We start from the raw sequence: 14,953 nt of genomic DNA on the forward strand, positions 1-14,953 counted from the left end.
CATTATAGTTATTTATATTACAATATAATTATTATTTTAAGGAGGGAACAAAATGATTATTAAAGTTAAACAGGAAGAGGTTAAGTCAGTCGACCCGGATTATAAGGGGCAACAGTTTTATCACGAAGGGGAAAAGATTAAGTTGCTTGATGGCAGAGAAGGCATTTTTAAAGGTGTTGAAAGGCGTAATTATCCAGATGATGATTTGATAATTGTTAAACTGGAGGATTAGAGGCAAGCAGTTAAAAAAAGGGGGGGTTAAAGATGGATGTAAAAGAGAGTACTAAAAAACAGATTGAACAATATTTATTTGATATTGCAAAAACAGCAATTATGATGGAACGTACTGATAAGCCAGAAATAAGGGCTTTCCAGCGAGAAAGTATTGAATTTAGAGTAGATAAGATAATGGAAAGGCTAAAATTATTAACTTAGCTGGTAGTGGACTAAACAAAGCCTATATAGCTTAAAAGTTATTCAAGGAGGAAAAAGAAATGTTAAACAGCACAAAGCAGCATATTGTTGATGTTTTAGTTAATGATGAAGAATATCAGAGGGTAACAAGCCAGATTGAAGAAGTGTTGCCGCATAAATTAGCAGCAGATGGAGTCGATGATGAGAACATGAATTTATTGATTAAACTGGAAAATCTAATAATGGAAGTTGCCTATTTGAAGGGATATGCAGATGGCTTAGAGGAAAGTACAATTAAGAAAGTGAAAGAGGAGCCAGGGAAATATTTAAGCATAAACGAGGTTTATAACCTGACAGATGAAATGGGCATTACTGGACAAATAGAAAAGCCAGCCCGATAAAGGACTGACTTCACACCAATTGTATTATAACATAAATGGCCCGGGTGTTACAGCCCGGGTTTAGATTTAAAACTATTTTATTTAATAGTATTCTACCAAAAGGAGGTATTTAAAAGTGAAACAGTACAGGTGCAAGAATTGTAACCGCAGATTATTTGATGAAGAATTAATAAAAGGCAAAATCAAAATAAAGTGTCCGAGATGTGGGCAAATAAATATATTAAAAAGAGGGACTGATTAATATGGCCCGAGGAGCTGGGGAAGGAACTATTGTTAAACGTAAAGATGGCCTATGGCAGGGAGCCGTTACAATTGGGACAGATCCGCAGACCGGGAAACAGAAGCGTAAATATTTTTATGGCAAGACTAAAAAAGAAGTTGCAAAGAAAATGACAGAATTAAAGATGAAACTGTTTAACGGTACATATTCAGAACCTAGCGAAATGAAGTTAATAGATTGGCTTCACAGGTGGATTGAAGGCCGGAAGTCCACATTAGCATATAGCACATACAGAAACTATAAAGTTATGATTAACAACCATTTGGCCGATGATATAGGGGAAACAAAACTAAAAGATTTGAAGGCCCGGCAGGTGCAGGAATTACTTAATGATAAATTGGAGAAGGGTAAAGTTTATGGGGAAGGTGGTTTATCCCCCAGAACCGTTAAATATATCTATTCTACATTACACACAGCGCTTGAGCAGGCAGTCAAGGAGAATATGATACCACGTAACATTTGTAAAGCCGTTGAGGTCCCTAAAAAGCAGGAAGAAAAGAAGCTGCATACCTGGAATAAGAAACAGGTTAACATATTCCTGAAGGCAGCCAGAGACTACAAATATTTTATTCTTCATTACCTTGCATTAAATACCGGCATGAGAAGAGGGGAATTATTAGGCCTGCAATGGAAGGATATTGACATGGAGAAAAAGCGAATTGAGGTAAAACGACAGTTGGCCCGGACAGATGAAGGACTGATTTTCAAAAAAGTAAAGACAAAATCAGGTAATAGGACCATACCAATAACTGATAATGTAGTAAGGGAATTAAAACGACATCAAATAAAGCAGGGTGAAAAACGGTTAGCATTGGGAGAAGCATACAATAAAAAAGCAGATTTAGTTGCAAGTAATGGAATAGGTAACCCGATAGATCCCCGGAATTTAGTAAGAGATTTTAAGGATATAATAGAGGAAACTGGATTACCTGAAATAAGGTATCATGATTTAAGGCATACCTTTGCTACTCTATTCCTGGAAGCGAAAGGGCCAATTAAAACCCTGCAGCAGATATTAGGACACTCTTCCATTACAGTAACAATTGACACTTATTCACACGTAACAGAGGAAATGCTAATTGAAGCAGAACGGAAAATGGAAACTATGTTTAAGGTTATTGGTAATGATAAAGAGTAAAATCACTACATCTATCACTACATCTATTTGGGCTGAAAATAGGGTTATTAGCCTGAAAATGTTGGAAATAACTTACATTACTAATCCTTTATAATCCCCGACATAACAGTAATCTTTGATTTTATATAAACTAGACTGGAAGGGAAAAGTCTTAATCGTAATCAGCGGGTTGCGGGTTCAAGTCCTGTCACCGGCTCCAGTCATATCAAGGCTTCATGGCTCTTTTGAAAAGAGCCATTTTTTAGTTTGACAATAATTTGACAACAATGTGGATTAAACTAGATTAAAAAAGAATGGACTCAGGAAACTATAGTTGGTCATGATTGGGTTATAATCTTGAATCCTGATTATTTGAGAAGATCTCTACCCAGACATTGTTACCGAAAGAATCTTTGAGACTAAATTTATTTTGGATGAAATTAAAGAATAATATAAAAAAATGGGGGTGGGCACCCCCTGAGTTGCAGGCTATGGTTTGATGGGTTCATAAAGGTCAAGCTGAACGGTATTAATATCTAAATTATAACCGGTGAGAGTAATATGTTCTTCAAGACAAATTCCTTCCCGATAACTGAATTCACTTTCTTTAACCCACTTATATAATTGTTTCCACCTTTCACCAACATCAAATTCTCTGAAGTTTGTGTTGGTAACAGCGTATAGACCTCCGGAAAATTTTCTGATTTTCATCTCTTCAGGAATGTTAAAATTTTTGTGCGGGATAGTAACCCAGAATTCATAACCATAAACTGCTTTGTCGGGCGTGGGGGAAGGATTATCGAATCCAAAAAAACGGGTACCTGGAAGCTGGAGTAAATTATACTTCTTTGCCCACTTGAATATTACTTCCCAGGCCCTGGGTTCAGGTGATTCAGCTTCAGCACGATAAGAAGCAACCCACACCGGTTTTAACTCAACAATTCTAACTTCAGAATCAGTCAATCTTTTCAATTCACCCTCACCTTCCCTGGATTTTTTTTCAACCTGTTTCATCCCATTTTTTATAGCTGTGTATTTTCTCTGAAGGATTTCCAGGGCTTTGCAGAGATTTCTGTGATTATTATTTTCTAGTGTAAAGATAAATTGTTCAATTATTTCCTTTTTGTTTTTAAGTTCCTGGAGGTCCTGGTTCATTTCTTTTACTTTTGCAATAAGTATTTCCACAATTGTTTTCAGATTAGTAGAAGACAGGATTTTTTTTATTTCTTCGATGGATAATCCGATTTGTCTTAGAAGCAGGATGTGCTTTAAGGTTTTATGGTTTTTTGGTCATAGTATCTATATCTGGATTGACCTATTCTTCTGCTTTGTAGCAGGTTTACTTCTTCATAATATCTCAGAGTTCTACCGGATATGTTAAACATTTCAGCCAGTTTGCCAATCCTTATCAATTCATCCTTAATTTTAAACCCCCCTTTTTATTTGATATTTCTACTGTATAACTATTATATAGCTTTACGCAAGGTAAAGGTCAATCCCTTTAGCCAAAATTAACCTTAAATGTCGTGGCTTCCCGTTTAAAGGAAGGGATATTTGACACAGACTTTCCTGAAGAAGCAGCTGAATTATATATACACTTAAGTAATATTTTTAAGAAAATGGATTCTGAGGTGAGACGACTGTAATTTAGATGTGGAGGGATTATGGATTTTATTGAGAGATTATGGATTTTATTGAGAGGGGCAGGTAAAATAACCAATTTTAAATTTATCAAAAATCTGGATCAAATTGATTAAAATGATTTTTCGCTGGCAGGCGGATAGGGCAGTAATCTTGGAGAGATGGTTAAGGCTGGACTTCCTGATCCAGGAGGATTTGTGATTGGTTTTGGAGTTTGATTAATTAAAATCAAGGAGAAACAGGTGGTTAAGAGTTAAGGAAAATGATGATAACATAGAGAAATATTAATTTACAAGGAGATCTTTTATTTTTAGATAAATATTATAGTATGCAACTTTATTTACTTTCTAAGATAATTGTTCCGGGATAAGGAATACTGTGACAAATGATATTGGTCGTATTGATTATGAAGATGTAGATTTGAAGACTATTCTTGATTTGTATCACAATAATTAATAAATTCATCTTACAGACAATATAAGATATATTTACTAATGAATGTTACTATTAAAAATCTGTTTTTTTAAGCTAATTAATGTTTTATAAGGAGGTAAAAATGTTATTAAAAGAAATACTGGATATAAGAGGGCTTACTAATTATAAAATTAAACTGGTTAGACATAATGTTAATAGAGAATATATTAAAAAAATAATGAACAATGGAAACTTTAATTTATATCAATCTGTACATAAAACAAATATATTTAAAGGTTATGATTATATTATAACTTTTACCAACTTGGAGAGAACAAAAGCATCACTTTATGGGGTATATAAAGTAAAAGGAGTCGAGAAAATTCAGGAATTACCTGAAGAAATTTGTTTTATTAAAGAACCTGAATCCTGGGATAAAGGTCCTTTTTATAAATATAGAATAGAAGAAGTTAATTTATTATCTGACCTGAAAAAAAGGCTAGTAATTGACTGGGGGGCGGCTACTCGTTCCTGGCACCAGAAAAAATTAAATAAAGAAGTAATAGAAATATTTCCTGTAGGTTTTGTTAAAACTTTTCCTGGATACCAAAATGTTATTTTATCTTTTAAAGAACTATCTAGAATAGTAAATAATCCTGATTCAAATAGGGAATGGAAATCAGCTTTATCTAGTGTTTACGGAGTATATCTTATTTTAGATATTACTGATGGAAAGCAGTATGTAGGTTCTGCCTATGGAGAAGAAGGTATTTGGGGTAGGTGGAAATGTTATGTTAAAACAAAACATGGTAATAATAAATTATTAATAGATTTACTTAAATCAGATCCAGATAGATACAAACATTTTCAGTTCAGCATTTTAGATATTCTTCCTATTACTTCAATGAAAGAAGAGGTTATTAACCTTGAATCAATAACTAAGGAAAAACTGGGCTCAAATGTCTTTGGGCTGAATGCAAATTAGGAACAAAAAGAATTAAAAAGAAGATATAAGGCACTTTTTAAGTTAGGGAAATGTCAATCCCTAACTTTTGATAGGTGTTTTATTATTATTCTTTGTGTATTATATATTTAAAACAAAAAAAGATTAATGAGGAGAGGGGCAATGTAATATTATAAAATTATTTTAAAAGGACATCTTAGTAAAAAAGGTTTTTGGTGGTTCTGGAGTAAATAAAACTCTAAAATATAAGTTTTAAAAATTTACATTAACTATAAGGGTTATAGTATAATAGTAGATAATTAAAGGGGAATGATAAATTGAAAAAAATTAAAATTTATTTTATAAGCTTTGGTTCATATATAAAACTATTTATATTTTTATCTGCAGCTTTAGGTGTTTTTATAGGTATTATTTCTTTTTTAGGAAGTTTAGTTGGGGCACCAGTAGAAACACATTTTTTATCCATGGTTTATCAAGGTTTACCAGCGGGTATTTTATCTATAGTCTTAGCACCTTTCGCATTGGGGTTAACTGGAATTTTGGGGGGAATTGTCAGTTATCTGCCTTTCAAATTTTTATTAAGGTTTATAAATGGTTTATCAATAAAGGGTGATTTTAGATGATACAGTGCAAAAACTAACTTAAGCCAAATTAATAATACCTATTAAAACATAGTAGCCATGATTATTGCAATTATTATTTTTCCAGGGGTAGATATAATCAACAACTTAATTATTTTTGCAAAATAGATAGATTAAAATATCGAAAAATGTTGACTTTTATCAGAAATACTGTTATTATATAAGTAAATAAATAAAATATTCATACATTTTTGGAACAATCAAATTAAAAATTTTATTTTTTTAATTTGATGTTCGCGCGAACTTATATAAGTTTATAAGCAATTTTTTTATAAGAAATGTGTGCGCGAGAACATAGATTACATTAAGGGGGTTAAAAAATGAATCCATTTCAGTTGAAAAAAGGAGACACAGATGCGTTTTTTGGTGTTTTGTTTGATGGTATGCCCAAGATTATTACCGGGGTAGTTGTTTTAACACCTCTGTTAGGGGCAGATACTGTATTTAAACAACTTCTACCTTCTATTGGTTTAGCTATTGTTCTGGCAGGACTCTTTTTCTGGTGGCTTGGAGAACAAACAAAGAAAAGAACCGGGAACAAAGATATTGTAGCTCTTCCCGGGGGAATTAATGCAGGACGGTTTTTTGTCTGGTTGTTTGCTATTATGATTCCTGTTTATAAAGCAACAAATGATGCAAAATTAGCCCTGTTTGTTGGAATTGGAGCTAATATTATAAGTTCTATTCTTTCTATTATCATGGCTTTTGTTGGTAAAAAAATTGCTAACATTATTCCTGCTGAAGCATTATTTGGTGGATTAACCGGTGGGGCTTTAGCCTGGTTGACACTATCTACTTTTAATGACATGTTTAAAACACCTGAGATGTCCATTATCTCCATGGTATCTATTTTTATTATCCTGAGTGTTTATTTAGGAAAAGTAAAGCTTAAAATATCCCCGGCTTTATTATCTGTCGGAGTTGGTGTTGTATTAGGTCTTGTTCTTAATGTTGTAACTGCAGGGGCTTTGAAAGATTCATTAAGTAATTTTGGAATCTATTTACCAGGTGGTGTGATTTTTTCTGGTGGGTATTTTTCTTACCTGATGAAAGGATTAATTGAAGCCGTTAAATACTTACCAATCATTATTGTGTTTAGTTTCGGGGAGACAATCTCCAATATTCAGGGTCTGGAGCAGGCCAGAGGATTAGGGGATGACTATGATATTCGCCAGTCTTTAATCGGGGTTAATATTGTTTCTCTAATTTCAGGTTTCTTTGGTAACCCCTTCTGTATTGGTATCTGGTGGGGATATCCTTCCTGGAAAGAAGTAAAGGCAGGAACAGGTTATCAGATATTGCATGGCCTGGCGTATTTACTTCTTTCAGTTACAGGTATTGTTGCTATTGTAACCAGTCTTATTCCTGTGGGAGCTGTACTACCTATCTTAATCTTCATCGGACTTGCTTCTACTCAGTCTGCCTTTGCCAATTATGATGCCAGGTATTATGGTATTATGGCCCTGGCTATGGCTATTCCGATTGCCGAGCTTACCAAAGCACCAGATTTTATTGCTAAAGGAGCGATGTTAATTTCTCTGGTCTGGGGTTCTGTTTTGGTTTACATTGCTAAAAACGAATGGAAAAAAGTTTCCTTTAGTTTTCTAGTAGGAGCCCTCTTATCATTACTGGGATTAATGCATACACCCAACTTTATTATTAATTTTAAACTAACTGAATCCGGTGCTTTCAATGGAATTAATTTCACCATGGATGCCTGGAAGCCGGCCATTGCTTACCTGATTATTGCGGCAATAACTTACTTCTTCGCTAAAAAAGGCAACATAAGTTATGAAGAGGAAGTTCAATCATAATTGATATAAGGTATAATTTAGCGGGGAGTATAGGTTTCCGGGCCTGTACTCCCCTTTAACTTTCTAGAACAATCAGCTATAATACTATACCCTGCTCATATTTTATTTTAAGGTTATTAAAGACAATGATAAAAGACATACGATAATAAACGGAAGAGAGGGGATAATAAATGCACCTGGACAACTATAATGTTGTTTTCAATATTCTTGAAGGTGAAGTGTTGCATATTCAAATTCAGGATAAAAATAATAAATCACCCTTTTTAAGGGTAACAGGGGGAGAGAAAGTTCTTAAATCAATCGATTATCATCAGGTTGATAGTCGGGAGATAATCCCTGTTTCAGAAAGGTATAATCTTGAAATAAATAAAGACAGAGAAAGTTTTAAAATATTTGATAAAACCCGTCAGAAGATTGTATTAGAGAGTTATGACAGCTTTTTCCGCAAGGTAGATGAGAAGCAAAAAGGCCTTTCTCTGTCCATTAAAGAAAATGAGCTTTTTACAGGGCTGGGGCAGGATGTAGAGGGCAAGTTATATATAGAGGATATTGAAAGAAGATGCTGGAATGAGTGGAATGGGTACGATTATCTTGGATCCAACTCGGTACCTTTTTATTTATCCAATCAGGGTTATGGCCTTTATTTAGATACAACCTATCCTTCCCGTTTTGTTTTCGGAAAAGGAGAGATCCAGCCAAAACCAATTGCCCATGAAGTAATGGCTGAAACTCCTTTTGACTGGGAAGAGAAGGCCTGTGTAAATGCTGAAGATCAATTAACTATTCTGGGCTGGGAAGAGGAACAGTTGGATTTTTATATCTTATTGGGAGATATGGCTGAAATTGAACAAAAGTATTACCAGCTGACAGGTAAACCCAGTCTTTTGCCCAAATGGTCATTGGGATATATCCAGTGTAAAAATAGATATAAGAGTGAAGAAGAAATTTTACACATTGCCAGAAAAATGAGGGAAAAGGGAATACCCTGTGATGTTATTGTTATTGACTGGCTCTGGTTTAAAGAATTTGGAGATTTATACTGGGATGGGGAAAACTACTCAGAAAAGATGGCTGAAACCATCAAAAAACTTAAGGATATGGGTATTAAAATTTTACTGGCTGTCCATCCTTTTGTCGATTATTCCAGTAAAAATTATAAAGAATTGAGTGAAAAAGGTTGCCTGTCAAAGGTACCCGAGGGGGGGCGGCCTTATTTCGACCATACTAATCCTGCTACCAAGGAGGCCATGTGGAAGTTTTATCAAAAGCTATATGATGAAGGTGTAGCTGGATGGTGGACAGATATGGGTGAACCAGAATCAGACTTACCTGGTACACAAGGATATGCCGGTAAAAGAGAGGTCTACCATAATGTCTATACCCTGCTATGGAGTAAAAATATCATGGAAGCCCAGCGGGAAAATACCGGAAGCCGAAATTTCTGTCTGGCCCGTACCAATGCCCTGGGGATACAGAATTACAATACCGCATACTGGACAGGGGATATCTTTGCTACCTGGGAAATTTATCGTCGTAACATTAAGGCCCTTCAGACTGTCTCTGTGTCCGGACAACCATATGTTTGTACTGATATAGGTGGTTTCCATACCGATGAACGCTTTACTCCGGAATTATATGTTCGCTGGTTGCAGTGGGGTGTATTTGCCGGGTTATTCAGGGTCCATGGTGTTAAACCCGAAAATGAACCCTGGTCTCTGGGAGAATCTAATGAAAAGATCATTAAGAAGATAATCGAATTTAGATACAGGTTTATTCCCTATATTTATGAAAAGATGTATCAAATGCAGCAAAACGGCGAAGCATTTATTAGACCCCTGATTTATGATTACCCACAGGATGAAAAAGCTATAGAAAGGGAGTATCAGTATCTCTTTGGGGATATACTGGTCTGCCCTGTAGTTGAACCTGATGTCAGGGAGATCGATGTATATCTGCCGGCTGGAAAATGGTATGATTTCTATAAAGGGACAATGTATTATGGAGGAGAAACCTATAAGGCATATGCACCTATTGACAGGATACCTCTTTATGTAAAAGACGGCAGTATTATTCTTACTACAGAACCGGAAGAAGATGTAAAAGATATTTATGATAAATATCAGTTGTTAATCTATGGAGAGGGTTCAACAACAGAATACATTTATGAAGATGACGGAACAAGTTATGGTTATGAAGATGGTAGTTATAATCTCATAAAACTGGAGAAAAAAGATAACCAGTTAACAGTAAGCACCCTGCAGCATAAATATAAAGAAGAAAATACAAACAGGGAATTAGAAATTGTATATTATAAAAACAATAAAAAATATACCAGGACAGTTGACTATACCATTGGTGAGACTATTAACATATCTTTACAGGAAGGAAAAGAAAGTAATATACAAGTGGTTAATGTAGAAATGGATGTTGATGTCACCCATTCAGAGTATAATGGTGACTTTTATGCCAACTTATCTATTAAAAACAATTTAAATGAACCACAGAATTTAAGAATTAGAATTGAAAAACCAGACCATTATTATGTAAAAGCACAAATCGATCTACCTGAATCCCTTGATTTCTCCAGTAATGTTAAAGTGGAAGAGTCTGCAGAATATCTATATCGTAAAATTCAGGTTGAAGATACTTATACTTCAGTTTTCCCCTTTAAACCTTTTAAAGATAAAATGCCTCAGCAAGAGAAGATTGAGGTAGCTATAGAAGATCAGAGGACAGGTAAGGTTCTGGATAAAAAGATAATAACCCTGGGAAATGGTTATTTGAAAAACTGGCGCTATGCTGTTTCCAAATATGAGGAGATTGATAAGGATGACTTAAATTTTGCACCGGCCTTAGATTCAAACCCCTGGGGTTATATTTACCTGTATAAATACCTGAATATGCAGGAAAACGGTATAAACCCTGTTGATTTTATAGAAATTATCCAGAAAATTGGTTATGGTTATGCCCGGGTAAATATTCTGTCACCGGAAAATAAAAAAGCTTACTTACGTATCAGAGCAGATGAAGGGTCTACTTTCTATCTCAATGGAGAAAAAATACATGAAAATTCCCGATATACTATCGAAGAAGATATTTTAATTGAACTTGAAAAAGGTGTAAATTTACTGGAAGCTAATGTTCAGTGGAAATCTCCCCGTCCTTTTACTGGAAGGGAATTTGGTCTGTCAGCCCAGGTTCTTACCCTGGACAAAGAGATAGATGAGACTGTCAAGAGTTTCTAAACAAGATGAGGGATTTTTCCTTATACTTCTCCTCACAAATAAGGAGGTGTAGGCTTGAAGTTAACTCTGGCCAAGTTTAGAGGATACCACTGGGTAACCAGAGGCGATATAGATGCCTTTTTTGGGTTGTTATTTGATGGAATGTCAAAAGTACTTTCCATGACCGGGATAATGATTTTTGCTTTTGGTATGCCCACAGAGATTGTCGTTGGACGTATTTTACCGGGACTGGCGATGGCCACCCTTTTCGGAAATCTATGGTATGCCTATGAAGCCTATCGTCTGGCAAAAAAAGAAGGGAGGCAGGATACTACTGCTCAGCCCTACGGGGTTGGGGCTGGGCAGGTATTTGGTTGGTGATTTATGATCATTGGTCCAGTTTACTGGCAAACCAATGACCCTGTCCTGGCCTGGCAGGTAGGCCTGGCAGCCTGTCTTATCGGGGGGTTAATTGAAATACTGGGTGCTTTTATTGGTAAAAAACTTATTAAGATTATACCCAGAGCCGCCCTGCTAGGAAACTTGGCAGCCGGAGCAATGATCTGGTTATCCCTGGTCGGTTTATTAAATATATTTGATAAACCATGGATGGCTATTGTTCCACTGTTTATTACATTAATAGCCTATTTCGGGAAATGGAAGACACCATATAATTTATCACCCGGGCTTTTAGCTATTATTGCAGGTACCATTCTGGCCTGGAGTATGGGGAGTATGGATGGTCAGGCTGTTGTTGATGCTCTAAAGGATCTGAAAATAAATACACCGGTATTTTCTGGTAGGGATGTATTCCTTGGTTTAAAAAATATTGTTGATTATTTACCTATTGTCATCCCCCTTCAACTAGCCAATTTCCTGACAACTCTTCAGGGGCTGGAAAGTGCGGCGGTAGCCGGGGATAAATACCCTGTAAAGACTTCTATGACCATGGATGGAGTGGGAACAATTATTGGTTCATTTTTCGGTAACCCATTTCCAACAACGGTTTATTACGGTCATCCCAGCTGGAAGGAGCTGGGGGCCCGGGCAGGATATAGTGTATTTAATGGAATTACCTATTTATTGGTTGGCCTGACAGGAACTGTCGGTGTTCTGTCTGCCCTGATACCTTTCCAGGTGGTTATGCCTATCCTTGTATTTGTAGGTTTTTCCATGTCAGTTCAGACCTTTTCGGAATCCCCCAGAAAACATATTGGGGGCATTATGCTAGCATTTATACCCCTGATTGCCCAATACCTTGAAACCGGCGTTAATGCAGCCCTTACAGCAGTTGATACCGATCTAGCTACAGTAGGTTTAGAAGCTTTTGGGAAAGCATCATTTCCCATAAAAGGGGTACTGGCCCTGTCACAGGGGGCTTTTCTAAGTAGCTTATTGCTGGCTGCTTTACTGGTCAGTATTACAGATAAAAAATTTGTACATGCTGCGGGTTATTCCCTTGCTCTTTCTTTCTCTTCAGCTGTTGGTCTTATTCATTCACCACAGGTAACCTGGCTTGCTCCGGAATCACTTCCTTTTGTAGTAATGTATCTTGTTATGGGGGTTATAAGTATTACCTATTATTTAAAGAGTATCAAGGGTGTACAGACAGGTGATGCAAATCAGTTCAGTGAAGTGTAAGCTGGCAGTGCTTTTACCTGATTGAACAGGTTTTTAATTCTGACCGGAAGGTGCCTCTATTGAGGCACCTTTTTTTTTGTGTTTTAGGAGTTTTTAATTATATTGGAGTGAAGGTTTTATAGTATATAATCAGTGTTTGTTTTATAGTGTAGGGTTTATTTATTTTGTAAATTGGTTAACGGTAAAGATAATTTTAGTTATTAAAATATAGTGTATGTATGGATCTCATACAAGTATTTTTAGACAGTTTAATGATAATGGTTTTCATTTAGCAATATATTAAAATAAGTATTCATTAGGATAGGAGGATAAAAAGTATGATTAAAAAAGTTACAAATTTTATTAAGGATAATTTACCATATTTAATTTTATTGATGATGGTATCAGGGTTATATTATGGTTATTTTAATGATGTCCAGTATCTTAAGAGTTTTATTACCCCGGTTCTTATCTTAATGATTTATCCCATGATGATTAATATAAATGTAGGTGAGGTCTTTACCAACTTATCAAATCCAAAACCTATAATATTAAGCCTGCTTATTAATTTTATATTTTCTCCATTTGTTGCATATTTACTGGGAAAAATATTTCTGGGATCATTTCATCAATTATTAACCGGTTTGATTATTATTTCATTAATACCAACCAGTGGTATGACAGCACCATGGACCGGATTAGCTAAAGGGAACATAAAATCTTCTTTAACCATGATATCCGTAAACTTATTGATTTCAATTTTAATTATACCTGTTTATGTAAAAGTATTTATTGGTGAGATGATAGCAATTAACATGATGTTTATAATAAAAAGTTTGCTAAAAGTAGTAGTAGTTCCCTTATTATTAGGTGATTTAACCAGAAGGTTTATAATTGAGAAATATGGAATGGAAAAGTATAAAGAGGTAAAACCTGAACTTGGTGGAGTAAGTGCCCTTGGTGTTATTATAATAGTCTTTGTTGCTATGGCTTTAAAAAGCAAAACTATACTTGGAGATTTAAAATTGGTGATTGTTTCTATAATTCCCCTGTTGATATTTTATACCCTGATTTTAATTATCAGTAATAAAATTGGACAAAAATTACCCAATAATGGTAATAAAATCGCTTTTGTTTATAGTACCGTTATGAGAAACCTAACTCTAGCCCTGGGTTTAACTATAAATACTTTTGGAGGTTTAGCGGTATTTATTATTGCTCTTGCTTATGTAGTTCAGGTACCGATCGGGGCATTTTATATGAATTATTTAAAGACCGTTAAATAAATTTTGTTTTAGGAGACCTTAACTATGAGTTTGTTATAACAATTAAATTAACCGCCCGGATATTATTGTGGGCGGCTAATTTAGGATATGCTACTTTTAATGTTAATTTTAATATCATGGTGTAAATATTGTGGTTTATTTTAGATTTAACCTTTTTTTGAGCATCGGGCTTAAAGCCAATAATAGTATTAAACCAAAGGCCAGAGTAATCCAGGCTGAAGAACTGAAGCTGACCCACTGTTTACCACCATTCAAGATATTGCGGTAGACCTGAAAGGCCCAGTAGTTGGGAAAGGGGTATAAAATCCATCTAAAGTTAGCCGGGACAAAGATAGAGCCGATGGGTATACCTATTAAAAACAGCATAGTGCCTTTGATAACCGCTATCCCGGACATTAGATTATCAGCAATACCACCTATTAAAAAGCCCCAGGCAATACCTATACCCATGGTACAGATAGTACCCAAGATAACCTGAATATAATTAATGGATGTCCCGACCAGGATTAATAATGATAAAACTGAAATTATTATCCCGCTAATAAGGGCTACTGTGGTATGGGAAATAATAAAATCACGTAGTTTTAGTGGTGATACGGTCAGGGCGTTGATTACACCTGTTTCTTTTTCATCAATTATATTCATGCCTATAACCAGGCCCGATACCAGGATAGCGGTTAACATAAGGATGCTTCCCATTACTTCCTGCATCATAGAAGTTTCCTTGTTCAGGCTTTTATATTTAAAATCGGCAGGCTGTTCATCAGATAAAACCATGTTCATGACAGCCCTGGCCATATCAACCGTTTCTTCTGGTTCATTGCCTTCAATTAAAACCACATACTCATCTTCATCTTTAATAATGCCAGAGATGTCATCAAGCCTTTTCACCCTTTCTTTTACCGCCTCAGGTGAATCATATAGTTCTACCTTTCCATAATCTTCTAAGCGGTTGATAACCCACTGGTCAACACCGGAGTCAACGGCAATGGTAACCTCTACTTCGGTGACACTGGGAATGAAAAAACTCATCCCCAGGGCCAGCACCAGAGGAAATAATAACATATAAATAACCATGTTATTTCTGAGGCCATTTATTAAATCTTTTTTAATCAGGTTTATTATTTTCTTAAACAT

Annotated in this window: 15 protein-coding genes; 12 read left to right on the top strand and 3 right to left on the bottom strand. The window is 35.3% G+C overall.

Translation table 11 applies throughout. The annotated features are described in order from the left end of the window. The first annotated feature begins 52 nt into the window (after positions 1–52). From HORE_RS01935 to HORE_RS01945, 5 genes are all read left to right on the top strand, one after another. Positions 53–232: a hypothetical protein gene (locus HORE_RS01935; protein WP_012635308.1), complete on the top strand. Its 180-nt coding sequence runs from the start codon at positions 53–55 to the stop codon at positions 230–232. Positions 233–264: 32 nt separating this feature from the next. After that, on the top strand, positions 265–435 hold the full coding sequence (locus HORE_RS12860) for a hypothetical protein (RefSeq protein ID WP_012635309.1): 171 nt from the start codon (positions 265–267) through the stop codon (positions 433–435). Positions 436–494: 59 nt separating this feature from the next. Continuing rightward, positions 495–815, top strand: coding sequence for a hypothetical protein (locus HORE_RS01940; protein WP_012635310.1), 321 nt, complete (start codon positions 495–497; stop codon positions 813–815). A gap of 115 nt (positions 816–930) precedes the next feature. Beyond that, entirely contained in the window at positions 931–1,056 is a 126-nt protein-coding gene (locus tag HORE_RS13260; RefSeq protein ID WP_083762891.1) for a Com family DNA-binding transcriptional regulator, read from the top strand. A 1-nt stretch (position 1,057) separates the two neighbouring features. Beyond that, positions 1,058–2,233 carry a tyrosine-type recombinase/integrase gene (locus HORE_RS01945; RefSeq protein WP_012635311.1) on the top strand — a complete coding sequence of 392 codons (1,176 nt, stop codon included), beginning with the start codon at positions 1,058–1,060 and terminating at the stop codon, positions 2,231–2,233. A 468-nt stretch (positions 2,234–2,701) separates the two neighbouring features. Here HORE_RS01945 and HORE_RS01950 read toward each other — a convergent pair whose 3' ends face one another. Continuing rightward, positions 2,702–3,397: an AraC family transcriptional regulator gene (locus HORE_RS01950; protein ID WP_012635312.1), complete on the bottom strand. Its 696-nt coding sequence runs from the start codon at positions 3,395–3,397 to the stop codon at positions 2,702–2,704. A gap of 83 nt (positions 3,398–3,480) precedes the next feature. Then, a complete protein-coding gene (locus HORE_RS12635; protein WP_083762892.1) occupies positions 3,481–3,624 on the bottom strand; it encodes a MerR family DNA-binding transcriptional regulator in 144 nt (47 codons plus the stop codon). Positions 3,625–4,409: 785 nt separating this feature from the next. Between HORE_RS12635 and HORE_RS01955 the strand changes: the two genes are divergently transcribed. The 7 genes from HORE_RS01955 to HORE_RS01980 all read left to right on the top strand — a co-directional run bounded on the left by HORE_RS01955 (position 4,410) and on the right by HORE_RS01980 (position 13,816). After that, positions 4,410–5,252, top strand: coding sequence for a GIY-YIG nuclease family protein (locus tag HORE_RS01955; RefSeq protein WP_012635313.1), 843 nt, complete (start codon positions 4,410–4,412; stop codon positions 5,250–5,252). Positions 5,253–5,548: 296 nt separating this feature from the next. Beyond that, complete coding sequence (locus HORE_RS01960) at positions 5,549–5,854, top strand: hypothetical protein (protein WP_041605777.1); 306 nt, start codon at positions 5,549–5,551, stop codon at positions 5,852–5,854. A 338-nt stretch (positions 5,855–6,192) separates the two neighbouring features. Continuing rightward, on the top strand, positions 6,193–7,686 hold the full coding sequence (locus HORE_RS01965; protein WP_012635315.1) for a hypothetical protein: 1,494 nt from the start codon (positions 6,193–6,195) through the stop codon (positions 7,684–7,686). Between the two features lie 170 nt (positions 7,687–7,856). Then, the gene (locus tag HORE_RS01970) at positions 7,857–10,931 is read left to right on the top strand and encodes a glycoside hydrolase family 31 protein (protein WP_012635316.1); all 3,075 of its coding nucleotides are present in this window, start codon (positions 7,857–7,859) and stop codon (positions 10,929–10,931) included. A 54-nt stretch (positions 10,932–10,985) separates the two neighbouring features. Beyond that, positions 10,986–11,291, top strand: a complete 306-nt coding sequence (locus HORE_RS12770; protein ID WP_050748587.1) for a hypothetical protein — start codon at positions 10,986–10,988, stop codon at positions 11,289–11,291. Positions 11,292–11,294: 3 nt separating this feature from the next. Further along, the gene (locus HORE_RS01975) at positions 11,295–12,551 is read left to right on the top strand and encodes a hypothetical protein (protein ID WP_050748588.1); all 1,257 of its coding nucleotides are present in this window, start codon (positions 11,295–11,297) and stop codon (positions 12,549–12,551) included. Positions 12,552–12,868: 317 nt separating this feature from the next. After that, the gene (locus tag HORE_RS01980) at positions 12,869–13,816 is read left to right on the top strand and encodes an arsenic resistance protein (protein ID WP_012635317.1); all 948 of its coding nucleotides are present in this window, start codon (positions 12,869–12,871) and stop codon (positions 13,814–13,816) included. A gap of 135 nt (positions 13,817–13,951) precedes the next feature. On the opposite strand, the gene HORE_RS01985 is transcribed toward HORE_RS01980, so the two are convergent. Next, the gene (locus HORE_RS01985) at positions 13,952–14,953 is read right to left on the bottom strand and encodes an ABC transporter permease (RefSeq protein ID WP_012635318.1); all 1,002 of its coding nucleotides are present in this window, start codon (positions 14,951–14,953) and stop codon (positions 13,952–13,954) included.

This window comes from Halothermothrix orenii H 168, from assembly GCF_000020485.1.
Taxonomy (GTDB): domain Bacteria; phylum Bacillota; class Halanaerobiia; order Halanaerobiales; family Halothermotrichaceae; genus Halothermothrix; species Halothermothrix orenii.